We start from the raw sequence: 25106 nt of genomic DNA on the forward strand, positions 1-25106 counted from the left end.
ATGGCATTAAAAAAGAGAAATACTATCAGTGCAGCTTTCAGTATGTCGTCGATGACCGATATTGTGTTTCTGTTGCTCATATTTTTTATGGTTACTTCGACACTGATAGCACCCAATGCACTGAAACTGTTGTTGCCACAAAGCAACAATCAGACACAGGCAAAAGCAATTACTACCATTTCGATTACCAGCGACCTGAAATACTACGTAAACAACAACGGTAATCTGACGCAGGTGCGATTCAACGAAATAGAACCCTTTTTACAGCAAACGATTGTTGGCGATGAGGACCTTTATATTTCGTTAAATGCCGATAAAGACGTTCCTATTGATGAGGTGGTGAAAATCATGAACATTGCACGGCGCAATAAGTACAAAATGATTTTGGCTACCAGTCCTGAGAAATAATACATTGTTTGTGAGTTACTTCAAAAAACATAAGGAAGGATTTATTTTAACCATCGTTTTTCATGCAGCAGTTTTACTGTTGCTGCTTAGCTTTGGTTTTTTCACTCCGCTGCCTCTGCCCGACGAGAAAGGGGTACTGGTCGATTTTGGTAACAGCGATAATGGCTTTGGAAAGGTAGAACCTGCGCCAAGGCGCACGCCACAGGTTCCACAGCAAGCTGAACAGGAACAGCTCACACCGCCACCTCCGCCAGTACAACAGGCAAGGCCTCCCGTACCGGTTAACAATGAAGGCCCTGAGGAAATGATGACCCAGGAGCATGAGAAAACAGTGGCTATTGATCAGGGGAAGAAAAAAGCGGAAGAAGAAGCCGAGCGCAAACGCCTCGAAGAAGAAGCCCGTATAAAAAAGGAACTGGAAGATCAACTGGCAGCAGAAAAACTGGAACAGCAAAAACAGGAAGAACTGGAGCAACAGAAGCGGGCACTGGCTGAACAGCGACGACGCGACAGCCTCCAGCGCATAGAGGAAGCCCGCCTGGCTGAATTGCGACGCATCGCCGAAAAGCGTCGACAGGACAGTATTCGCCTTGCCGAAGAACAAGCAAAAATAGAGGCCATTAACAGCCGTACAAAGAATGCATTTGGTGGTTCTGCCGGACAGAATGACAACACCAGCAGCTCAGGTTCACAGGGCGTTACCTACGGTAGCGGAAACCAGGGAACCAGCACCGGAACCGCAGGAGCCGAGCGCTACGGTTTGGGCGGTGGTGAAGGAATATCCTACAATCTTTCGGGTCGTTCGGCCGAAAACCTGCGAAAACCCGAATACCCCGGTGACGAGGAAGGTACCGTGGTTGTTAAAATTACTGTTGATAAATATGGGAAGGTGACCAAGGCCGAGGCAGGCCAACGGGGCTCAACAACCCTTAATCCGGCGCTGCTGAATGCAGCCAGAAATGCAGCACTCTCAACCCGTTTTAACGAAGATGTAAATGCTCCCGCCTTTCAGGTTGGAAGCATAACCTATAAGTTTGTACTTAACTAGAAGTACATGAAACTGATTGATCGTTTTCGGACTGCAAGCGATCTTAACCGTTTTCTCATAAAAGGTGGAGCGCTTTACCTGGTGTGGAGAATAATCCGTAAATGGATGCTGCTTCAGGGACAGTATTTAATGTTCTTCCACTGGCTGGGTACTACTTATGTGTATGTTGCCCGCTTTTTCCTTCAATTGGTTGGCTTTGATGTAATAATCGATCCGGAGAAGAATTTGCTGTGGATCAATGGTTCGGCCGGGGCAGTAAAAGTGGTTTACGACTGCCTGGCGGTCAATCTCTTTTTTATCTATCTTATTTTCATTATTGCGTATCCGGGCAACATCAGGCTAAAGCTTAGGTTTGCTGTATGTGGTTTGGTGTTGATCTATCTGTTGAATGCAATGCGCATGGCGGCCCTGAGTATTATTGTAATGCGCATTCCTCATTTAATGGATCTCTTCCATCATTTCATTTTTCAGGGCCTTATTTATCTTTTCATTTTTGGACTCTGGTACTATTTTTCAAAGCAGAGCAAGCCAATCAGCTGAGCGTGTTATTTTCTCTATAAGCCCTTACAATCTTATTGCCCCCAATCGATGCAATTGTCTTTTATTTCCTTCAATTACTTTCTTTTTTTCCTCTGAAAAATAACAACCAATGATGTGATTAATAGCAGATTAGGTGTTTTGCTTTTTTATCCACCTTATTCTGCCACGATCTTAACTTTTGCATCTTCGAGCCAGTTGGCCGAAAAATGGATATTGATTTCGCCTGCTTCTCCTGTCGCTTCAATGTAAGCCAGCATTTTTCCGTGAAATACCCGGTGACGGTTATCGTTATAATTGGTCATATCTGAATTATTGGCCGCTTCGAGTCCAAGTAATTTTCCGGGGCCTTCAACCCGACAAGTGATCAGTTCATCGGAAAGAAAAACTGGATTTCCATCTTTGTCAACGATCGTTAGCCTAACCATGGCCAGGCCCCGATCTTTACTGATGGTGCTCTCTTCACTGTGGGCCTTGATGGCTGTCGGTCGTGATGAACTGACCAGTTCAAAGGAACAAAGCTCCTTGTTGTTTTCGTCGAGTCCAACGGCTGTTAGTGTTCCGGGGGCAAAGGGTAGCTCCCACGAAATAATGCCGTCGCTGTCGTCGTAATCTTTTACTTCGCCTACTTCTATACCATTAAGAAGCAATTTGGCTTTCGGGGTATTGGTATAACAGTTCACCTTGATGGTGCGTCCTTCATCGTAATTCCAGTTGGGCCATGCATCGATCGATTCACGGTTTCTGTTGCCCCATACCGGATAAGTACCAATGTAGATGGTCGGTTCATCTTTCCACAAACTGGCTCTGAAGTGTCCGCGGGGTTTCAGGTTTCCGCTGAAATCAATCAGTCCTGAATACAAACCGCGCGATGGCCAGCGACCAGCTTCACCCAGGTAGTCGATGCCGGTCCATAAAAATTGGCCGGCAATAAAGTCATTGTCTCTGACCATTTTCCATGCTTCCATGTCGTGACGGTTTTCACTTCCGTAAATCACACGTTCTGGATATTTTCTGTGGTCTTCATGGTATTGACTTTCGGTGTAATTATAGCCGGCAATGTCAAGCGCACCAGGGTATTCCGTTTCGTTCGACATGCGAACACCTGCCAGTGCAGCGGTAACAGGTCGGGAAGTGTCGTACTGCTTCACTGTTGCAACCAGTCGTTGGGCTATGTCGCCAAGTCGGTTGGCATCGGGAGCATCGGGTTTATATCCTCCGTACATGGGTTGGGTAATGGCTGTTCCGTCTAAAACCGGGTGCGAATAGGGATCGTTGGGGTAATCTACCTCGTTCCCAATGCTCCATGCAAAAATGGATGGATGATTACGGTCGCGTAGTACCATGTCGCTCAGGTCTTTTACACTCCATTCTTCAAAAAAATCATAAGATCCCTGAAAGCCGGGACTGCCGACGTTCCATCCTTCGAGCCACTTGCGCTTGGGGAATTCCCACTCGTCGAAGGCTTCATTCATTACCAGAAAGCCCATGCGATCGCAAAGTTCGTACAAGGCGGTGGCTTGCGGGTTATGGCTTGTACGAATGGCATTGCAACCAATGCTTTTAAGCGTCTCGAGCCGTTTTTTCCAAACCAGCTCAGGAACCGCTGCACCCAGCACGCCTGCATCGTGATGCAGACAAACCCCTTTTAGTTTTATGTTTTCACCATTCAGGGTCAGGCCCTTATCCGGATCGAACTGTATGTTGCGGAAGGCAGTGGTAGTGGTCGATGCATCGAGTACTTTGCCCTGACTGATCAGCTTACTTTCGAGGGTGTATAAATTGGGATGATCGATGCCCCAAAGTTCCGGCCTGTTGATGCTCATGTGCATTTTTTGTGTATGGCTGCTGTTGGGAGCCAGCTTGATAAGAGCAGATGTTTGTTCCACCTTTTTTCCGTTCTGGTCGAACAAAGTGTTGCTCAGTTCGGCTTGTATTGCTGTTTTTTCTTCATTCTTGATGGAAACTTCAATATTCAGCGTTGCTTTTTGCTCACTTACTTCCGATCCATAAGCAAAAATACCCCATTGCTCAAAATGTACAGGCTGAGCAGTAAGCAACCACACGTTGCGGTAAATGCCCGAACCGGTGTACCATCGTGAATCGGCTGCCCGGCTGTGATCAACCCTTACAGCTACCACATTTTCTTCTCCGTATTTCACATGTTCTGTGGCATCGTACATAAACGATACATAGCCATTGGGACGTTCACCCAGCAAATGACCATTGAAGTACACCTTGCTTCGGTTATAAACTCCTTCAAAATAGAGATAAATTATTTCTCCTTCTTTTGTCGCCGGAACTTGCAGCTTTTTCCGGTACCAGGCAATTCCTCCCGGCAAATACCCCTGGCAGCTCGCAAGTGTTGGGCTTAGCTGGTGTTCCACACTCCAGTCGTGAGGCAGATTGACCGTTCTCCACTTTTCATCGTTAAAAGCCAATTGACTGTATCCTTCTTCATCCGAAAGCGAGAATTTCCAGTTATCATTTATTTTTTCCGATGTTCCTGTTGCAATTTGACCCTGCAGGTTCAGCGACAGAACGGCCAGGATGATGCTTAATACGAAAGAGCTCAAATGTGCTTTCATTTTTTTAATATTTTTTGTTATAAGACGCTGCGTCTTCGTTTCTGTTTGTCTTGGTCTTCCATTTAAAGTTAAATGGAAAAAAGATGCATAAAAATAGAAAAACGAAGGAAGGATACAGGTCAAAAACTCGGCAAAAGGTGATAAATAATCAGCTGAAAAAAATAATGTACTGCATAGCTGACTGGCTTGTCGCGTTCATTTTCAGTGCTTCTATTTAATTTCAGAAAAAATTGAATTAACTGGATATCAGAACTAATTTTTGAAGCATTTTGCTTCAAAACAGAAAAAAGGATAAGCGCTTCGCTCATGTTTTGATAACAGTGCATAAGTTGTAGCTGAAATTCTGAAATTCATAGCAAAGCAACCCTGGTTCGTCAGGAAGTAAGGAAATGGTTTCTTTCTGTGAAAAGGAAGAGCGTGTTGATCGATCTCTGTTTTGACAGGAAGAATAAAGCTTTAAAATATCTGATTTCAAAAAAGCCATATCTGATATCTAAAAGTTTTTCTGGCTGTAGCGCTTAAATTTACACATTTGCACTAAAGCATTTCTTTATGAAACGAATTCTACTCTCACTTTTACTGACATTTGCAGCTCATTTATTATTTGCTCAGGGAACGATTCATCCAGTACCCAATGGTTTTGATGTTTACAGGGAAAACATTCCCCACGGAAAAATAGACACCGTAAGTTACAAGTCAGAAACGGTAGGTGCTTTGCGCAAGGCACTTGTATACACCCCACCGGCTTACACAAGCGATAAGAAATATCCCGTACTGTATCTCTTGCATGGCATTGGAGGCGACGAAAAAGAATGGTTTAACGGGGGCGTTCCACACATCATTCTCGATAATTTATATGCCGATGGCAAACTGATACCTATGATCGTGGTGTTGCCCAACGGACGTGCAATGAAAGACGACCGGGCCACCGGAAACATCTTTGCTCCCGACAAGGTGGCAGCCTTCGCAAACTTCGAAAAAGACCTTCTGAATGACCTGATTCCTTATATCGAAAGTAACTATACAGTATTAAACGATCGTCAACACCGCGCCATTGCCGGATTGTCGATGGGAGGGGGACAGTCGCTTAACTTTGGATTGGGCAACCTTGATAAATTTTCGTGGGTGGGCGGCTTTTCATCGGCTCCCAACACCAAAATGCCTTCCGAACTATTCCCCAATCCGGACAAAGCCAAAACTCATTTAAATCTGCTTTTTCTTTCATGTGGCGATCAGGACGGTCTGCTTGAAATAAGTAAACGTACACACGATTACCTGAATACGCATGAAGTGCCTCACATCTATCATGTTTTTCCGGGAGGAGCTCATGATTTCAAAGTATGGAAAGAAAGCCTGTATTTGTATACCCCAATGCTCTTTAGATATTAGAATAAGAAAACAGGATTAATGATGATTATGGAAAGAATGAAGCATTTGATAATTGTTGTGCTTCTTGTAATTTCAACATTTCCGGCGCAGTCTCAAAAAGCCACGGTTGTTTCACCAAATGGTAAAATAAATATCGACTTGTTAAACAGGCAAAACCAGGAAAGAGGCAATTGGTACTTGCAAGTGAACTATACTGACAGTTGTTCAACAACAGAGGTGCTTGGCGGAATTGACCTTGGTCTTTCGCGCAACGATCAGGATTTCTTCAATGAATTAAAGTTACTGAAAGCCGGAAAACCACTTCGAATTAACGAACAATACACCGCCATTCACGGAAAACGGAGTCAATGCAGCAACTCGGCCAACCAAATTGTTGTGAATTTCGAAAATGCCGGTAAAGCAAGAATGAATCTCATTATCAGGGCCTACAACGATGGAGTGGCTTTTCGCTACGAGTTTCCGGAAAAAGAGGGGAGTTTTACCATTACCGATGAACACACAGCGTATCTGGTGCCCGACAGCACCCTCCGCTGGTTACAAAAGTTCGACCTCTCGAACGAAGGATTATACAAAGAAACAAATAAGGCGCAGGACAAAGGCGACTGGTGCTATCCGGCCTTGTTCAAAGCAAACGGTAATAATTGCTGGTACTTGGTGCATGAAGCAGCTATTGATCGTTCGTATTGTGCCACTAAACTCAGTAACTATGCCGAAAATGCTGCGTATAAAGTCACCTTGCCTTATGAGCATGAAGGCGAAGGAAAAGCGCTGCCGCATATTACGCTTCCATGGAAATCACCCTGGCGCGTGGTCATCATGGGGCAATTGTCTGATATTGTTGAATCAACACTGGTCGACGATGTTTCGAAACCTTCGGTATTGACAAAAAGTGACTGGATTCAACCCGGTGCGGCATCATGGAATTATTGGTCGGATAATCACGGAACCCGCGACTTTCAAACTGTTTGTCGTTTTACCGATCTGGCTGCAGCCATGAATTGGCCCTACACTTTGTTCGATTGGGAGTGGGATGCCATGACCAACGGCGGAGACGTTGAAGATGCTGCAAAATATGCCCTGTCGAAGGGGGTGAAACCATTAATTTGGTACAACTCGGGCATGTTCAAATGGATTACTGCCACACCCGTCGATCGGATGCTTACGCACGCAAACCGCATGAAAGAGTTTGCCTGGCTTAAAAGTGTCGGTTTTGCTGGAGTTAAAATCGATTTCTTCCTTAGCGAGAAACAATACATGATCGATTATTATCTTGATATATTGGACGATGCTGCGCAAAATGAAATGATGGTGTACTTTCATGGTTGCCTGGTGCCACGCGGTTGGGCACGTACCTATCCACACCTGATGACTTACGAAGGAGTTCGCGGTGCCGAGTGGTACAACAACAATCCTGAGCTCACAACTACTGCGCCCGTGCACAATACCATACTGCCTTTTACCCGAAACGTGGTAGGTTCGATGGATTATACGCCGGTCACCTTCACCAATTCGCAGCATCCGCACTTAACTTCTTATGGACATGAATTGGCATTGAGTGTTTTGTTCGAGTCGGGTATGCAGCATTTTGCCGATCGCCCCGAAGGATATGATGCTTTGCCTGATGCTCCTAAAAACTTCTTGCGCCAGGTTCCCAACACTTGGGATGATACCCAACTGCTGGATGGCTATCCCGGAAAAGATGTAATAATGGCCCGCCGAAAAGGAACCGATTGGTACCTCGGCGGAATCAATGCCGAGGTTCACGGAGAAAAGGTCAAAACATTAAATTTTAGCTTTTTACCCGAAGGAATAAAATACAAGCTCACCTTAATTACTGATGGAGCGCATGATAAAGCGTTTTCTACCCAATATCTGCTTGTTGATACAACTTCGGAAATTGAGGTCAAAATGCTCCGTCGCGGAGGTTTTGCCGCCAGTTTAAAACAGATGAATTGAAGATAAACGATTGAATGAGAAGAGTACCTTATAACAATTTAAAATATAATGAGATGAAATGTCAATCTGTGCACATAAAAGTTCTTTTGCTCTTTTTTATATTTTTTCTGACCAATAACCTGTTTGCTCAGCAATATCCTTTTCAAAATCCGGAACTTAGCTTCGAAGAGCGGGCTGCCGACCTGATTTCAAGGCTGACACTTGAGGAAAAAGCTGCTTTGATGTGCGACCAGAGCGAAGCGATTCCCCGCCTTGGCATCCGTAAATTCAACTGGTGGAGCGAAGCATTGCATGGATACGCCAATAACGATAGTGTAACCGTATTTCCTGAACCGATTGGCATGGCGGCCTCGTTCAACGATGCCCTGATTTACGATATTTTCAATGCGGTGTCGGACGAAGGGCGCGCTAAATACCACCAGCATCTCAGGCGTGGTAACGATAACAAACGTTTCCTCAGCCTTTCGGTGTGGACACCCAATGTCAACATTTTCCGCGATCCGCGCTGGGGACGTGGGCAGGAAACCTATGGTGAAGATCCCTACCTGACATCACGCATGGGCATCCAGGTGGTGAAAGGCTTGCAAGGCCCCGAAGATGCCAAATACCGCAAGCTGCTGGCCTGTGCCAAACACTACGCCGTTCACTCAGGACCCGAATGGAGCCGTCACGAACTGAACCTGAATGATGTTAATCCGCGCCTGTTTCACGAAACCTACCTGCCCGCCTTTAAAGCCCTGGTACAGGAAGCCAATGTTCGTCAGGTGATGTGTGCTTACCAGCGTTTGGACGATGAGCCCTGCTGTGGCAGCACCCGTTTGTTACAGCGTATCCTCCGCGATGAGTGGGGTTTTCAGCATATTGTAGTTTCCGACTGCGGTGCCATTACCGATTTCTTCACCTCACACAAGGTGTCATCAACACCGGTACATGCTGCGGCCAAAGGCGTGCTGGCCGGTACCGATGTAGAATGCGTGTGGGAGAACTATCCTTACAAAACCCTGCCCGAAGCTGTTGAGCGCGGTCTGATGAAGGAAGAGGATATCGATAAAAGTTTAAAACGTGTGCTTATTGGCCGTTTCGAATTGGGCGATTTCGACGACGATGCCCTGGTGCCCTGGTCACAAATTCCGGCATCGGTTATCAACAGTGATGAGCACAAGCAACTGGCCTATGAAATGGCCCAACAAAGCATGACCCTGCTTCAGAATAAGAACAACGTGCTGCCTTTATCAAAAAAGTTGAACAAAATTGCTGTGATTGGGCCCAATGCCAACGACGAGGTGATGTTGTGGGGGAACTATAACGGAACACCCATTGAAACCATTTCCATTCTCGAAGGCATCAAAACTAAGCTGCCCGAAAAGAAAATTTTCTACGACAAAGGCTGTGACCTGGTTGAGGACAAAGTGACCGAAAGCTATTTTTCGCAACTTACATTCGAAGGGAAACCAGGGTTTAAAGCCACCTACTGGAATAATCCCGACCGGGAAGGACAACCTGTTGTTTCGCAACAAATAAGCAGTGCAATTAAGAAAACTACTGCCGGACAGCATGAGTTTGCTTCGGGAGTAAAACTCGAAGGTTTTTCGGCCTTATTTGAAACGGAATTCATCCCGAAAAAAACGGAGGAGCTTGTGTTTAAAGGCGGAGCCACCGGGTATTTTGAATTGCTGGTCAATGGAAAGCAACTCCAGTATTACAATAACTGGCGGACCCTGCCTTCACGAATTCCCTATCATTTCGAAGCAGGAAAGACATACAAAATTGAAATTCGTTATGCACAGCTCAACAACTGGCAGGCCAACATCGAAATTGATTTTGGAAAAGAAGTCGATGTTGATTATACCGAGCTGGTGAATCAATTAAAAGGCATCGAAACCGTGGTGTTTGCCGGTGGTCTGTCGGGCAGGCTCGAGGGAGAGGAAATGCCGGTAAATTATCCGGGATTCAAAGGAGGCGACCGCACGAACATCGATTTGCCGGTAGTTCAGCGCAACTGTCTGAAGGCCCTGAAAGCAGCCGGTAAAAAGGTGGTTTTTGTGAATTGTTCGGGCTCGGCCATCGCCCTTGAACCCGAAACACAAAGCTGCGATGCCATTCTGCAAGCCTGGTATGCAGGCGAACGGGGAGGATCAGCCATTGCCGATGTGCTTTTTGGTGACTACAATCCCGGGGGTAAACTGCCGCTTTCTTTTTATAAAAACTCCGACAAGCTGGGCGATTTCGAAGACTATTCAATGACCGACCGTACCTATCGTTATACCACCGAAACGCTTTTCCCCTTTGGTTTTGGCTTAAGTTACACCACTTTCGAAATTGGAAACGCAACAATCAGCAAAAGCAACATTCAGGCCCACGAAAATACACAGTTAAGCATTCCTGTAAAAAATACCGGCAAAAGGGCCGGAACCGAGATTGTGCAGGTTTACATCCGCAAAGTAAACGACGTGGAAGGCCCATTGAAGACCCTGCGCGGCTTTCAGCGGGTGGAATTGGCAGCAGGAAAATCACAAACAGCCACCATCGAACTCACCCCTTCATCGTTCGAGTTTTACGACTGGAGCCAAAGAAAAATGGCTGTTACACCCGGCGAATATGAAGTGCTTTATGGCAACAGTTCCGATGCCAAAGATCTGAAAAGTGCCGTTATAACATTGATGTAAATAACACAATCGACAGTGTTATCCCGAGTTACCAGTCAGAAATTTTGGGCATAATGCTAAAAATGACAGGGGGAGGTTCTAAGGTGGGTTTGAATTGCCGTCAGCTTTAGCTGACGGAATTCAAAAGCTAGGATTAAACCGGCCACGGTAGTCAGTATAATAAAAGAACGACAGTATTCTGGCCGGTAGGTAGCGTTTAATAATAATTGGTTGAATCATATTCTATGAAATAGTCCAATACGTAAATCTGTTATCGGCATTAACGAAGTGTCACTCCTATGGTAGTGATGATAATAAAACGAGCAGTTTAGTTATACGTTTGAAATCTTTATCATTCAAATATTGAGATAGAAAACTAATTTTTACAAGTATGAAAAATCATTTTTTCTCTTTAGTAATCATATTGGTCATGCTCACAAATATTGGTTGGGCACAAACCAGTCAGTCAGAAATAGTCGAAGACTTCCAACCATCGCCGGTGAACCAGCCGGGAAGTGCGTATCCACAGGTTAATTCCGAAGGCCGCGTAAGAACGCAAATTATGGCACCCGATGCCAAATCTGTTCAGCTCGATATTGGCGGGGTGAAGTACAACATGGTGAAAGATGAAAACGGACTCTGGACCGGTGAATCGGCCCCGCAGGACGTTGGTTTCCACTATTACCAGCTGAACATCGACGGTGCTTCGGTTCCCGATCCCGGCAGCTTATTCTTTTACGGCGCCTGTCGCTACGGAAGTGGTATAGAAGTTCCATCCGACGATCAGGATATTTTTGCCATGAAGGATGTTCCGCACGGCCATGTGCACGAAATCTGGTTCCCTTCGGAAAGTACCAAAACCGATCGCCGCGCGTATGTTTATACGCCTCCGGGTTACGACAAGGCATCGTCGGAACGCTATCCGGTTTTGTACCTTCAGCACGGTTATTGCGAAAATGAAACTTCGTGGCCAGTTCAGGGACGGGCTAACTTCATCATGGACAACCTGATTGCCGAGGGCAAGGCCAGGCCGTTCATTATTGTGATGACCTACGGCATGACCAACGAGATCAGTTTCGGCGGCTTACGCAATTTCGACATCAAGCCCTTCCAGACCGTTCTTATTGACGAATTGATACCATATGTAGATGCGAATTTCCGGACCCTGTCTAATCAGGAAAACCGCGCCATGGCAGGCCTTTCGATGGGAGGCTTTGAAACCAGGCTGATCACCCTGAACCGGCCCGATGTATTTTCGTATTATGGCTTGTTCAGTGGCGGTGTGTACAAGTCGGAAGAATTGGCTGATCATAAAAACCTGAAACTCGTTTTCATGAGTTGTGGAAGCAAGGAACGCCCCGATGGAGTTAAAAGCGCAGCGACCGAACTGAAATCTGGCGGGATTAACGCTGAATACTACATCTCGGAAGGAACAGCCCACGAATTTCATACCTGGCGCCGCAGCCTGCATCAGCTGGCCCAGCTTCTTTTTCAGGATTAAATCTATTACAGTCTTATAGCTTGAAAGAAAACACTTTATCGACATTGACGATAAGGTGTTTTTTTGAATAATGTCTAAAATCGAAACTTGAATATCTATTTTGAAAACTCATTTTTTATCTGCCTGCGTACTTTTAGCGCATCCTATTCTATTCAAAAACCTATTAAAATGAGATTAGTAAAGAAGATTTTTTTATTCTTAAGTGTGCTTTTCGTTTCAGGAAGTATTTTTTTGTGGCCTCTTAAGGTGAAAGCCCAGTCGTATCAAACGTGGTACAACAATGCCCAACAGCGTATCGATACGCTCAGAAAAGGGATGTATGGTATAAAAATAATCGACGATAACGGTGAGCCTTACACCGGAGAAGTTGCTGTTCGTTTAGCCAAACATGAATTTCCCTTTGGTGCGGCTTTCGATTTTTATGAAGGTGGTGCATCCATGGGCAATACATACAGCACAAATAGCAACATCCAGGCAGATGCCGATGCCGAAATTTACAAAACTGAACGCTGGTCCGATTATCTGGCTTATTCTCTTCCTGTAGAGCGTGGGAAAGAATATAAATTAACTTTGAAGTTTGCCGAAATATATCACGGGAGCAACAAGGCCCGTATTTTTGATGTAAAGGTTGATGGTGAAATGTTTCTCGATAATTTTGATACGCATGCTTTGGCAGGAGGAAAGAATATTGCCATCGATACCAGTTTGTCATTAACTTCAGGCACCAATGCGATCAGTATTGAATTGACTGCTTCACTTGATAATGTAGCACTAAAGGGCATTGTTCTCGAAGAGCTAAATAGCGATCAAATCATCCGTATCAATTGTGGCGGCCAGGCTTTGATAACATCCAACGGAAATGAATATGTTTCAGAAGCAGGCTTTTTCGATCCCGATGTAAATACCGTTGCCAGCAGCGAACAATGGATGAAAGCAGTCATGTACAAATATTTTAATGCGGGGGTATCGGGCAACTCGTTCAAATGGAGTGGCATACAGTCGCGCCATACTAGCCCCAATTACACCGATTTTGAGAATGCTGTACGATGGACACAAAAAGTAGGATGGGATCTTCGGGCACATACCCTGTTGTGGGGGGGCGACGACGACCATTCGATGCCCGGATGGGTGCGCAGCCTGCCCACCCCGCAAGCCATTACCGATACCTGTAAAATGAGGGTAATTCGTGAAGTGTCACGATACAAAGGAATTATTAAAGAATACGATGTGATTAATGAACCATTAACTGGTCATGCCGATCATTTAAGGAAGACTGTTGGTGATTCCATTTTATGGAACTGTTTTAAATGGGCACGCTCGGCTGACCCCGATGCCGAACTGTATGTGAACGATTATAATGTGGAATTTAACTGGGGACAAGCCGAAGAATACCGTGATCTGATATTAAAAATGAAAGAAATGGGAGCACCGGTAACAGGTGTGGGCATGCAGGCACACTTTTGGGACTGTTGCCGTCCGGGAATCAATGAGTTGGTAAGCAACATTAACATTGTCGCCGAAGCCGGTTTGCCCATCAAACTTACCGAGTACGACTATGGTGGAAACCTGAGCCAGGCCGAACAAGCGGCCGATTACATCAAAGTGCTTACCATTGCTTTTTCGCATCCATCCATCGTTGGGATCATGCACTGGGGAATTAACGATAAAGGGGCATGGCGTGAAAACACCGGATTTTTCGATGCCAATAATCAACCCAAACTGGCTGCTGATACCTTGCTGTATTACACCAAAACTAAATGGACCACCCAATTTGATTCCGTAATGAGCCCTGTCGATCCGATGGTTTTCACTGCCTATCATGGGCATTACACCATCGAAGTTGAAATGGATGGCGTAAGCAAGGTGTTCAATGTTCCGTTATTGAAAGAAAATGCCGATTCAATTTTCACCCTACATGAAGCGGATGCATTGCTGAAAGGCCCACAATTAATTAATGCCGAACACAATGGCACTGATCAGGTACGTTTGTTATTCGATAAAGCCATTGATGGCAACTCGTTGAAAAGGAGCGATTTTAAATTCTTTTCAGGCAGGAGCATTGGTCTGGAAGCAGTTCAGCTTGAAAGCACGAACGACAAAGCATTATTACTAACTTTAAGCACAACAGTTAACGAAGATGAGTATACTTCGGTTGCCTATTTTCCCGGCAACTTGAAAGCGGCCGACGGAAGTAGCGCCGATGCTTTCGGTCCTGAATCTGTTTTACCTGAAAAAACAAATGTCAGCGCTGCTAACCTGTCTGCCAATGGTATTAGGGTGTATCCGAATCCTGCTACCGATCGGCTTACAGTTGACTGCGAAGGCGGAGCGTTTGAAATTGAAATGTACAATACGCTGGGAGCTAAAGTATATGGTGGAATGTCTCCCGGTAATCAACTTCATGTTAATTTAGCTGAATTGAAAAGAGGTATTTATATGATCAGACTTACCCGGGAAGACAAGCAGCAGTTTATACGAAAAGTAGTACTGAAATAAACATAAATCAAAAGAAATGAATAGCACCAGAATTTTTCTCATTTTAGCATTCATCACCAGTTGGTGCATGGGACCTGGATATGCACAGAATCCCATTGTTCAAACTTATTTCACTGCCGATCCAGCACCCATGGTGTACAATGGAACGGTGTATTTGTACACTACCCACGACGAAGATTCAACAGTGAATAACTTTTTCACCATGTACGACTGGCGCTGTTATTCATCGACCGACATGGTGAACTGGACCGACCATGGTACCGTTGCCTCCTTAAAGGATTTTGCCTGGTCGGATAAAACAAACGGGGCATGGGCACCGCAGTGCATTGAACGAAACGGTAAATTCTACCTGTATTGTCCCATTCACGGCGATGGAGTGGCTGTACTGGTGGCCGATTCACCCACCGGACCCTTTAGCGATCCAATTGGAAAACGCCTGATTGACAGCGACCACGTATGGCAGGATATTGATCCAACAGTTGCCATTGATGATAACGGACAGGCTTACCTTTACTGGGGCAATCCCCAATTGTGGTATGTAAAATTGAATGAAGACATGGTTTCATACGATCGCAGCATAGGTGAAAATGGAATTGTGGCAGTAGAAATGGACGAAACTGCATTTGGGACAAGCAAAGGCAGGGATGGAAAACCTCGCATCGCTTACACCGAAGGCCCCTGGATTTATGAACGAAACGACCTTTACTATCTGATTTATGCTGCAGCAGGAATTCCGGAATACATTGCCTATTCCACTGCACCTACCATTGAAGGGCCGTGGAGTTACAAAGGCTACATCATGGAACGGGCCGAACACCTTGCTTTTACCAACCACCCGGGCATCATCGATTTCAAAGGGAACTCCTACTTCTTTTACCATACCCAGGAATTATCGGAAGGCGAAGGCTTTAAACGTTCGGTAAGCGTTGAACAATTCACGTACAACAAAGATGGCACCATCCCGATGATTTTACCCACCAACGAAGGCGTAAGCAAAAACGTATCGACGCTTGATCCATACAAGAAAGTAGAAGCCGAAACCATTGCCTGGTCCGAAGGAGTGAAAACCGCAGCCAATAGCAAGGCCGGTGTTTATGTGACCGAAATCGATCATGGAGATTATATCCAGGTGAGGAGTGTAGATTTTGGTAAAGGCGCAAAGAAATTTGCAGCCAACATTGCTTCCGCCTCTAAAAATGCCCAAATTGAAATACGACTGAACGATGTTGATGGTGAGTTGTTGGGCATTTGCAAGGTGAAAAATACCGGCGGGGAACAAAACTGGGAAACACAAACCTTTAAACTGGAGAAAGTTAAAGGTGTTCACGATCTGTGTTTCGTGTTTAAAGGGGATAACGAAAAGTTGTTCAATTTTAACTGGTGGCTTTTGAAATAGAGCGCCAGATTTTAAGATAATAGACACAAGACACAAGACACAAGAATCAAGACAAAAGGAAGATAGAAGATGGAAAAAAAGGTATCAGGTATCAAGACAAAAAAGTCATTGAGTGATTGAGTGATTGAGGAAAAGGAAAAAGGAAGAAGGAAGATGAAAAATTGATAATGAATAATTGATTCGCTTCTTCAACAGGGTAATCTTAGGATTTGAGACTTTGGACTTATGGGCTCAGGCACTCAGGCACTCAGGCACTCAGGTACTCAGGTACTTATTATCAATAAATAAATGAATATTACATCAAAACATAAACATTTTAAACGAATGAAGTCATTTCTGCATTACAGTTTTTTCTTTTTGATTTTATTACAAACCATTCATGTAAAAGCCTGGGAAGGAATGCCCATGCCCGAACTTCGTGTTGAAGGCCGGTATTTGAAAGATAGCCATGGACATATCGTGAACCTGCATGGTTTTGGACAAACCTATTCACCCTGGTTCAATGAAAGAGGGACAAAATGGGATAATTATGATGTGGATGCTTGTCTGAAATACAACCAGGGACTTATTGACAAGATATTGGAGGCCGATTGGAAAATGAATTTTCTTCGCTTACACATGGATCCCTACTGGAGCAATACCCCAGGCTGTAAACCCGATTATCACGAAGCACACAATTGTTTTAACGAAATACGTTTCAGAAAATACCTCGACGAGGTGTTTGTTCCCATGGCTGAATTTGCCTTATCAAAAGGCTTGTACGTGGTAATGCGCCCTCCCGGTGTGAGCCCCGAAAATATTCAGGTGGGCGACGACTATCATCAATATTTAATCAAAGTGTGGGGCATTGTATCGAAACATCCCAATCTGAAAGACAGGCCCGGCATTATGTTCGAACTGGCTAACGAACCCATCAATATAATGGGAACTGATGGTACTTTTGGCGCTGGTACGCAAGGCCATTTCGACAATCTGAAAACCTTCTTTCAAACCATAGTCGATACCATCCGAAGTTCAGGCAACAACATCCTTTGGGTTCCGGGATTAGGGTATCAGTCACTTTATGCCGGCTATGCCGTTAATCCCATTGAGAGTGAAAATATTGGTTATGCCGTGCACGTTTATCCGGGTTGGTTCAACAGCGGCAATGGTTATGAGCCCTTTCAACGCGGATGGGACAAGCAGGTACAGCCTGTGGCCGATTTTGCTCCAATTATGGTTACAGAAATGGATTGGGCTCCCGAAAGACACGACAAATCGTGGGGTAAAGACATAACAGGAACGGCAGGGGGTGATGGCTTTGGTGCCAATTTCAAAAAAATTACCGACGATTGTGGCAACGTGAGCTGGATGCTTTTTACGGGCCCCGAATTGTTGGCGCAATTTGGAGATTCCACCGCGCCGGCCGATGTGGTCGATTTCCTGACCGATCCCGAAGCTTGTCCATTCCCAATCTATCATTGGTTTCAGGACTATGCCAGCGAATACGGTCTCGATGGAGTAGAAGATTCTTATTTGGAGATGACGGTTTTAAAGCTCGACGGCGACACGGTACTTACCGTTTTGAACAAGAGCTCTGTTAGTTTGAAAATCAATGCAATTTTTGCCGATGGTCACAGCGAAAATGTAGCCTCATTGTCGCAGCTTACGGTCAGCAACCCGGATGTGGTGCAGGTTGAACGGGGACGAATATTCTCAAAGAAAGAAGGTCAGGCAAGTGTTCAGGCAGCCTACACCGACACCAGGGGAAACAAAAAGGAAGTTTCGCTCCAGGTTGTTTCAACAACATTCCCGTTAAATGAACAACTCTTCAATGCCGATATCTGGGAAAACGGAACCTTCGACGAAAACACGAAAACGCTTCGTACAGGCAAGTGGGGTTTTGGCGGATGGCAATACGATGGCATCGATTTGTCGGGCTTCAAATACATTGTTGTTAAGCTGGGCAGTGCCAACAACGCCGATGTTGCTTTTAATATTTATGATGGTCCAAGCTATTGGGGTTCGCCTGCTTCGTATAAATTTGGAAGTAAACGTGAGGTGGTGGTGAACCTGAACAAGGCCAAAAAAAATGATGGAAAAGCGCTAAATCCTGAGCATATTTACATTGCCGGTTTCTGGTCAAATGGCAACAACCCTTTTGTGATCGATACGGTATTTCTTTCCAACTCAAGTGAGTATGATCCGCCGGTCATTTATGTGAATGATGCTGAAGGATATGAACTTACCTCGCTTTCCGGTTTCAGCTATGTTAGCGATTCAGGACCTTCGGCCTGTCAGGCATTCCTGGTTGAAGGAACAAACATAAGCGATCACATTAAGATGACTGTGCCAGATGGTTTCGAATTAAGCCAGGATAGTGCAGAAAATTTTACAAACTTGCTTACCCTGTATCCCGAAGAGAAACAGGTTCAGGAGACAAACATTTATGTTCGATTAAAAGCAGGACTGTCTCCGGGTGATTTTGCCGGCAATTTGCTGTTGTCTTCTGCCGGAGCATCTTCTAAATCAGTATCTTTGAGTGGAAATGTTGAAAAGCAAACTTCATTCGACTACCTCAATGCCTCAGGGGCAGAAGTTGTGAGCGTTCATTATTTCACGTTATCCGGACAACGAATAGTGAATATTGAAAACAGGAAAGGGCTTTATATTGAAAAAAAGATCATGTCCGACGGAACCGTTCAGACAAATAAAATTTGGAGGTGAAATAGGCACAACAATGACTAATTCCAGCAAGCTTTCGTACATTTTAATTCTGTTTTGGGTAAACATACTTGTATTTACAAGTTTTCCCTCTGGTGTATTTGCCCAGGCAGTTGATGATTTCAAACCTTCGGAAGTGAACCAGCCCGGAAAAGCATTTCCGCAGGTAAATTCTGAAGGGCGCGTACGTGTACAAATTTTGGCTCCCGAAGCAAAGCTGGTTCAGCTCGACATTGGCGGAGTAAAGTACGACATAGTGAAAGATGAAAACGGGCTATGGACCGGCGAATCGGAACCACAGGACGAAGGTTTTCACTATTATCAGTTGAATATTGACGGTGCAGCGGTACCCGACCCCGGCACCAAATACTTTTATGGTGCCGGCCGGTGGGGCAGTGGTATTGAAATTCCGGCACACGACCGCGATTTTTACGCAATGAAAGAAGTGCCACACGGACTGGTGAGCGAGGTGAATTATTTCTCGAAACTGACCCGGTCGTTCCGACGTTGCTTTGTCTACACTCCCCCGGGTTACGAAACAAAGGCCGACAAACATTTCCCCGTTCTTTATCTCCAGCACGGAAGTTTTGAAGATGAAACCGGCTGGCCGGGCCAGGGCAAAGCCAATCTGATTCTCGACAACCTGATTGCAGCCCGAAAGGCCGTTCCCATGATCATCGTAATGGACAATGGCTATGCTTATAAACCGCAGGATCATACTGCCGGCAATGCGCGTCCGGTCTCGGTATTCGAAGAAGTGATGATTACTGAGATCATTCCGATGATTGATGCTAAGTTTCGCACCATTTCCGATCGTAAACACCGCGCAATAACGGGCTTGTCGATGGGAGCCAATCAAACCATGCGCATCATCATGAACAACCTCGACAAGTTTTCCAGTTACGGTGGTTTTAGCGGGACTTCCAATTACCCGAGCGCCAGCGAAATTGATCCGGCAACTTTTCTCGGCGGACAATTCAACGATGGAAAGAAAGTGAATGAACAAATCGATGTTTTCTGGCTAGGGTTGGGAACCAAAGAACCCGAACCTTTTCCGGGTTCCATCGGCGCCTTTCGGAAGATGCTCGAAAGACAGGGGATCAAATATGTGTATTACGAATCGCCCGAAACAGCCCACGAATGGCAAACCTGGCGAAGAAGCCTTTACCAGTATGCACAATTGCTTTTTAAATGACACCTTTGTTGTTCGGAAAGAATGAAGATAGAAATACATTGCTTGAATTGCCGTCTCCCGATATTTCATCGGGATTAGCTGACGGAACTCAACTGAAAAAACTAAAACCGGCCACGGTTGCTAGTAAAATAAAAGAATGATTGCACGTTGGCCGGAAAGTAGCATTAAACTACTAAGGAATAAAATTGAATAAGAAGCTACAATATTGGACAATATGAAACGAGCATGTAAATCAATTTCACCCAAGGCGATATTTAAATTCATGCGAGTTCCATACGATACCATTAAAAACTAACATTTTAGTCGTATGAAAATAATTCATCCTTTATCAATCCTAGTTTCATTTGCATTCCTATTGAGTACAATAGTTTGCATTGCACAGCAGGCCAATGTCAATCTCGATTATATGCCACAGAAAAACACCGAAGGTCTGACTCCCTTCAGTGCTCCGCTAAATTCCCCCGAAGTGCACGATGACCGAACGGTTACTTTCAGGGTGAAAGCACCCAATGCAGAATTGGTTGAATTAAACCCGGGGGCAATACATACCGCGCTTGATCTGGGGCGTGATCCACTCCCGTTTTCAAAAGGCGAAGAGGGCATCTGGACCCTGACCATTGGCCCGCTGCCGGTCGATATATATGCTTATCATTTCAGGATTGACGGAGTGCAAATAGCCGACCCCAGCAATACCTGTGCTGCTTTTACCGCCATGCCGCCTTACAGTCAGTTGATTGTACATGGTGACGGACCGGCCTGGTACGATGCACAAAATGTTCCGCATGGAAATGTAACCCGTCATGTTTATCATTCGAATGTTACCAAGGGCGAACGTGAACTCTATGTGTACACACCTCCGGGCTACGATCCGAAAAAGAATTATCCGGTTTTGTATTTACTGGGTGGAAGCGGCGAACTTCCTTCCAACTGGGTGTACGATGGCCGCGTGAATTTCATCATGGACAACCTGCTGGCCGAGGGCAAAGCCGAACCCATGATCATCGTTCTTCCCAACAACCAAATCATTCACCGGAATCATCCACAGCATGCCGAACTCACCTTCGATCTTTTTGAGCAGGAGCTTCGGGAGCAGGTCATTCCTTTAGTCGATAAAAGTTACAGTACCATTCAATCTCCAAAAGGAAGGGCTATTTCAGGTTTGTCGATGGGCGGGCGTCACAGCATGTTCATCGGTTTCCGCTCGCTCGATTTGTTTGCTAATTTTGGTATTCTCAGTGCCGGTGATGTAACAGCCGAAACAACGCTAAAAAGCTTTTTAGTTGATCCCAAAGTCAACGAGAAAGTTGACTACCTTTTTGTAGGTCAAGGCACGAAGGAAGCTCAGGGCTTTTTTAATCAACGGGTTCAGGGCCTGGTTGAGGCTTTAAACACGCATGATATCAAGCATGAATATTACATAGGTGGAAATGGAGGCCACGACTGGTCTACCTGGCGTCACCTCTTGTATTACCGCTTTCTACCCAACCTTTGGAGAAAAAGTTGAGCGAAAAACCTGAAATGGTGGGATATGATTAGCCCTACAAATGTTGCCTGGGTTTGAAATAGTGGGTTATGAAAAGCCCTTCAAATAATGTCGGGGTTGATGAGTTAGGATTAAAAACGGGCTTTAGCCCAAAATTAAAGATATGTTGCTAAAAATTAATACGTTAAATAGAACAGCAGATTGCTTCGCTCCGCTCGCAATGACGCTCAATATTGTTTAATTGGGATAGGAGGAGGGTTGGCGGCGTAGCCGCCAACCCTCCTCCTTAATATTCTTTCAATGGCACGTCATTGCGATCCGCCAACTGGCGGAGAAGCAATCCTAAGCTTTTACCAACACAAAAAAATATTTATAATGAAGAACATATACATTTTCATACTAGCTGCACTGGCATTTTCTATCAGTGCCTGCACCCAACTTCAACCTGGTCAGCTTAAGGTGGAAGGGGGAATCATCCAGGGAACCCTTACCGATGATTTGAGCATTTACAAAGGCATTCCCTTTGCGGCACCGCCCGTTGGCGAACTGCGCTGGAAAGTGCCTCAACCTGTTGAACACTGGGAGGGCGTAAAGCAAACCACCGAATATGCCCCGGCACCCATGCAGGGTGGAAATCCTGTTTCGGGAAAAAGCGAGGATTGCCTGTACTTAAATGTGTGGACACCTGCCAAATCGGCCAACGAAAAGTTACCAGTTTTGGTTTGGATCTATGGTGGTGGCTTCAGCTTTGGTTCCACCTCCGATCCAGTTCACAATGGTGAGCATCTGGCACGCAAAGGCGTTGTGCTGGTGAGCATTGCTTATAGGGTAGGGCAGCTGGGATTTCTGGCGCATCCCGAATTGAGTGCCGAAAGCCCCAACGGCGTGTCGGGTAACTACGGTTTGCTCGACCAAATTGCCGGATTGCAGTGGATCCAAAACAACATCGCAGCCTTTGGTGGCGACCCGGACAAAGTGACCATTTTTGGCGAATCGGCCGGAGGAATTGCCGTGAGCATGTTGTGCGCATCGCCCTTGGCAAAAGGTTTGTTCCACGGGGCTATTTCGCAAAGTGGAGGGTCGTTTGGACCAACCCGCTCCACAACCTATCCCGGCGAAAACATGAAGACCCTTCAACAGGCCGAACAGGATGGTATTGAATACCTGAAAGGTTTTGGGCTTTCGAGTATGGAAGAACTTCGGAAAGTCGAAGCTGAAAAGCTGATTCCCCGTGGATGGACCATGCCCGGCGGCTGGCCCATTGTGGATGGCTATATCATTCCCGATGATCAGTTCAAATTGTATGAAGCTGGAAACTATAACGATGTGCCGGTGCTCATTGGCTATAACTCCGACGAGGGGCTTAGTTTTCCGGCAGGCCGTTCACCACAGGAATACGTCACCAATGTAAAGGAACGTTTTGGACCGTATGCCGATTCGTTGATACAGGCCTATCCGGTTGGCGAAAACAACTTGCCCCGCTCGGCCCGCAATCTGATGCGCGATGCGGCCTTTGGCTGGCATACCTGGAGCTGGGCAAGGCTTCAATCGAATACAGGGAAATCGGATGTGTACTATTACTATTTCGACCAACACCCCGAACGCCCTGCATATTCACCTCAGGCCGACCATGGCACACCCCATGGTGTTGATGTGCCTTTCGTGTTTATGAACCTCGATCCGAAAAATACAAGCGAAGCCGATTTATCCATTTCGGAAACCATGGCTACTTATTGGACCAACTTTGCCAAATACGGGCATCCCAATGGCGATGGGCTAACTCAATGGCCTGCTTTTAACGAGGCAAATCCGGTGGTTATGTACCTAGGCCCCAATGCCTATCCAGGCCCGGTACCCGATGAGGCATCCCTTCAGGTATTGGACATGTATTATCAATGGAGGCGTTCTTCCGAAGGGAAGGAATGGGCCCAATAAAATTATTTACTAAGCGCTAATTCTAATTGTTATGAATAAATTCAAATTGCTCGTTTTAATCGTACTTCTTTTTTCAGGAAGTTATGCTTTTTCGCAAAACCCCGATTTTCACATTTACCTGTGTTTTGGACAGTCGAACATGGCAGGAGCAGCCCGGGCTGAAGCTCAGGATTCGCTTGTGGATGCCCGTTTTCAAATGATGAGTGCCATGGATTGCCCCGATAAAGAGCGAAAAATGGGAAACTGGTACACGGCCACTCCGCCGCTTTGCGATTGCAATGCAGGAATTTCACCAGCCGATTATTTTGGCCGTACACTCATCGACAATTTGCCTTTGAATGTAAAAGTGGGTATCATCAACGTTTCGGTTGGAGGGTGCAAAATTGAATTGTTCGACAAAGAGAACTATCAGCGATATGTTGAAACCGCACCCGGCTGGATGCAGGGCTGGATCAAAAACTATGGTGGAAACCCTTATGGGAGGCTGGTTGAAATGGCTAAACTGGCACAAAAGGAGGGCGTGATCAAAGGCATTCTACTGCATCAGGGAGAATCGAACCCAAACGATAGCCTTTGGACAAAAAAAGTAAAAGACATTTACGACAACTTAATGATCGATTTGGACCTCGATCCAACAAAAACCCCCTTGTTGGCGGGTGAGCTGTTGAGCGCCGAATTCGAAGGGAAATGTTATGGCTTTAACCAATTCATTGCTCTCTTGCCCGAAGTGATTCCCAATGCCCATATTATTTCTTCGGAAGGATGTCCGGGTATGCCCGATGGGCTTCATTTTACCGCCGAAGGTTACCGGATACTGGGTAAACGCTATGGCGAAAAGATGCTTTCATTGCTCAGCGAAAAACAGTCGGGTGTAATTCAAAGAGTGGTTGAAGATGGAGGGACCGGCGCATACAAGGCGATCATGTACACCGACGGTTCGCTTCCAACCCATACGGTTTTTCGGCCTGAAGACCTGAGCGTTTTTGGGAAGAAAAATAAATTGCCAATTATTGTCTGGGGGAATGGAGCCTGTGCCAATTCTCCCTGGGAGCACGTCAACTTTTTATCAGAAGTGGCATCACATGGTTTTCTGACCATTGCCATTGGGCCTATGCCGCAGGAAGGGGAGCGCGGTAGCGGCAGGTCGACCTCTTCGCAACTCTTAGATGCCATTGATTGGGCAATCGCACAAAATAACGATGAGTCAGGTGTATTTTATAATAAAATTGATATTTCGAAAGTTGCTGTCAGTGGCATGTCGTGTGGTGGTTTACAAACCCTCGAAGTGGCACCCGACCCACGTGTTACCACCGCAGTAGTTTGCAACAGCGGCATCATAGGAAATGGCGGCGGCATGCCGGGTATGCCTGCATTGAAAAAAGACCATCTGGCAAAATTACACAGCCCAACACTTTATTTGCTTGGAGGAGAATCCGACATTGCCTACAACAACGGAATGGACGACTACAAACGAATCAACCATGTTCCGGTCTTCGTTGCCAACATGGACGTTGGACATGGTGGTACCTATGGTCAGCCTCATGGCGGTGAGTTTGCCATCGTGGCAACTGCCTGGTTTAATTGGCAGTTGAAAGGTGATCAGCAAGCCGGAAAAATGTTTGCCGGGAATCCATGCCAACTTTCTCAATCAAGCATTTGGAAAGTGGACAAGAAAAATTTGCCATAGTGTCTTTAAAATGAAAAGCTGGGATAAAGCCCGGAAAAGTGGTACTGACAATAGCCACGACTTTCATGCCGGAATAATTGATTTGCCAATGAGTGGGGCTTTATTCAAAAATGTAATTAAATAGATAGAATGATTAAAA

General features: G+C 45.6%; 15 protein-coding genes and 1 pseudogene. 15 read left to right on the top strand and 1 reads right to left on the bottom strand.

The features are described from left to right. Genes FHS86_RS08275 through FHS86_RS08285 form a run of 3 tightly spaced genes read left to right on the top strand, consistent with a single transcriptional unit; the run spans position 1 to position 1996 of the window. Complete coding sequence (locus FHS86_RS08275; RefSeq protein ID WP_429412531.1) at positions 1-408, top strand: ExbD/TolR family protein; 408 nt, start codon at positions 1-3, stop codon at positions 406-408. 10 nt (positions 409-418) lie between these two features. Further along, entirely contained in the window at positions 419-1456 is a 1038-nt protein-coding gene (locus FHS86_RS08280; protein WP_429412533.1) for a cell envelope integrity TolA family protein, read from the top strand. A gap of 6 nt (positions 1457-1462) precedes the next feature. After that, positions 1463-1996, top strand: a complete 534-nt coding sequence (locus FHS86_RS08285) for a hypothetical protein (protein WP_429412535.1) — start codon at positions 1463-1465, stop codon at positions 1994-1996. A 155-nt stretch (positions 1997-2151) separates the two neighbouring features. Here FHS86_RS08285 and FHS86_RS08290 read toward each other — a convergent pair whose 3' ends face one another. Beyond that, complete coding sequence (locus FHS86_RS08290; RefSeq protein ID WP_429412536.1) at positions 2152-4581, bottom strand: sugar-binding domain-containing protein; 2430 nt, start codon at positions 4579-4581, stop codon at positions 2152-2154. A gap of 552 nt (positions 4582-5133) precedes the next feature. On the opposite strand from FHS86_RS08290, the gene FHS86_RS08295 reads away from it, so the two are divergent. The 12 genes and pseudogenes from FHS86_RS08295 (at position 5134) to FHS86_RS08350 (ending at position 24967) form a co-directional block, all read left to right on the top strand. Continuing rightward, positions 5134-5970, top strand: a complete 837-nt coding sequence (locus FHS86_RS08295; protein WP_429412537.1) for an alpha/beta hydrolase — start codon at positions 5134-5136, stop codon at positions 5968-5970. Between the two features lie 36 nt (positions 5971-6006). After that, a pseudogene (locus FHS86_RS08300) lies at positions 6007-6057 on the top strand (type I toxin-antitoxin system Ibs family toxin); the annotation flags it as partial. Beyond that, on the top strand, positions 6040-7926 hold the full coding sequence (locus tag FHS86_RS08305; RefSeq protein WP_429412665.1) for a glycoside hydrolase family 97 protein: 1887 nt from the start codon (positions 6040-6042) through the stop codon (positions 7924-7926). The pseudogene FHS86_RS08300 and the gene FHS86_RS08305, both read left to right, overlap by 18 nt. Positions 7927-7979: 53 nt before the next feature. Next, positions 7980-10592: a xylan 1,4-beta-xylosidase gene (xyl3A, locus tag FHS86_RS08310; protein WP_429412538.1), complete on the top strand. Its 2613-nt coding sequence runs from the start codon at positions 7980-7982 to the stop codon at positions 10590-10592. Positions 10593-11001: 409 nt separating this feature from the next. Then, positions 11002-12072 carry an alpha/beta hydrolase-fold protein gene (locus FHS86_RS08315; protein WP_429412539.1) on the top strand — a complete coding sequence of 357 codons (1071 nt, stop codon included), beginning with the start codon at positions 11002-11004 and terminating at the stop codon, positions 12070-12072. 168 nt (positions 12073-12240) lie between these two features. Further along, on the top strand, positions 12241-14568 hold the full coding sequence (locus FHS86_RS08320; RefSeq protein WP_429412540.1) for an endo-1,4-beta-xylanase: 2328 nt from the start codon (positions 12241-12243) through the stop codon (positions 14566-14568). A gap of 16 nt (positions 14569-14584) precedes the next feature. Beyond that, positions 14585-15964: a glycoside hydrolase family 43 protein gene (locus tag FHS86_RS08325; protein WP_429412541.1), complete on the top strand. Its 1380-nt coding sequence runs from the start codon at positions 14585-14587 to the stop codon at positions 15962-15964. Between the two features lie 324 nt (positions 15965-16288). Beyond that, entirely contained in the window at positions 16289-18670 is a 2382-nt protein-coding gene (locus tag FHS86_RS08330; RefSeq protein WP_429412542.1) for a glycoside hydrolase family 5 protein, read from the top strand. A gap of 13 nt (positions 18671-18683) precedes the next feature. Beyond that, positions 18684-19862, top strand: coding sequence for an alpha/beta hydrolase-fold protein (locus tag FHS86_RS08335; protein WP_429412543.1), 1179 nt, complete (start codon positions 18684-18686; stop codon positions 19860-19862). Between the two features lie 355 nt (positions 19863-20217). After that, the gene (locus FHS86_RS08340; protein WP_429412544.1) at positions 20218-21366 is read left to right on the top strand and encodes an alpha/beta hydrolase; all 1149 of its coding nucleotides are present in this window, start codon (positions 20218-20220) and stop codon (positions 21364-21366) included. 354 nt (positions 21367-21720) lie between these two features. Beyond that, positions 21721-23280, top strand: coding sequence for a carboxylesterase/lipase family protein (locus FHS86_RS08345; RefSeq protein ID WP_429412545.1), 1560 nt, complete (start codon positions 21721-21723; stop codon positions 23278-23280). A gap of 31 nt (positions 23281-23311) precedes the next feature. Continuing rightward, positions 23312-24967, top strand: coding sequence for a sialate O-acetylesterase (locus FHS86_RS08350; RefSeq protein WP_429412546.1), 1656 nt, complete (start codon positions 23312-23314; stop codon positions 24965-24967). Positions 24968-25106: the final 139 nt, after the last annotated feature.

The organism is Roseimarinus sediminis (assembly GCF_050433125.1).
Classification (GTDB): domain Bacteria; phylum Bacteroidota; class Bacteroidia; order Bacteroidales; family Prolixibacteraceae; genus Roseimarinus; species Roseimarinus sediminis.

Excerpts from the sequence above, each read along its gene's own strand:
- FHS86_RS08315 (WP_429412539.1), top strand. The coding sequence starts at position 11,002 with ATGCTCACAAATATTGGTTGGGCACAAACCAGTCAGTCAGAAATAGTC.
- FHS86_RS08345 (WP_429412545.1), top strand. The coding sequence starts at position 21,721 with ATGAAGAACATATACATTTTCATACTAGCTGCACTGGCATTTTCTATC.
- FHS86_RS08290 (WP_429412536.1), bottom strand. The coding sequence starts at position 4,581 with ATGAAAGCACATTTGAGCTCTTTCGTATTAAGCATCATCCTGGCCGTT.
- FHS86_RS08275 (WP_429412531.1), top strand. The coding sequence starts at position 1 with ATGGCATTAAAAAAGAGAAATACTATCAGTGCAGCTTTCAGTATGTCG.
- FHS86_RS08285 (WP_429412535.1), top strand. The coding sequence starts at position 1,463 with ATGAAACTGATTGATCGTTTTCGGACTGCAAGCGATCTTAACCGTTTT.
- FHS86_RS08325 (WP_429412541.1), top strand. The coding sequence starts at position 14,585 with ATGAATAGCACCAGAATTTTTCTCATTTTAGCATTCATCACCAGTTGG.
- xyl3A (WP_429412538.1), top strand. The coding sequence starts at position 7,980 with ATGAAATGTCAATCTGTGCACATAAAAGTTCTTTTGCTCTTTTTTATA.
- FHS86_RS08350 (WP_429412546.1), top strand. The coding sequence starts at position 23,312 with ATGAATAAATTCAAATTGCTCGTTTTAATCGTACTTCTTTTTTCAGGA.
- FHS86_RS08330 (WP_429412542.1), top strand. The coding sequence starts at position 16,289 with ATGAAGTCATTTCTGCATTACAGTTTTTTCTTTTTGATTTTATTACAA.
- FHS86_RS08320 (WP_429412540.1), top strand. The coding sequence starts at position 12,241 with ATGAGATTAGTAAAGAAGATTTTTTTATTCTTAAGTGTGCTTTTCGTT.
- FHS86_RS08295 (WP_429412537.1), top strand. The coding sequence starts at position 5,134 with ATGAAACGAATTCTACTCTCACTTTTACTGACATTTGCAGCTCATTTA.
- FHS86_RS08335 (WP_429412543.1), top strand. The coding sequence starts at position 18,684 with ATGACTAATTCCAGCAAGCTTTCGTACATTTTAATTCTGTTTTGGGTA.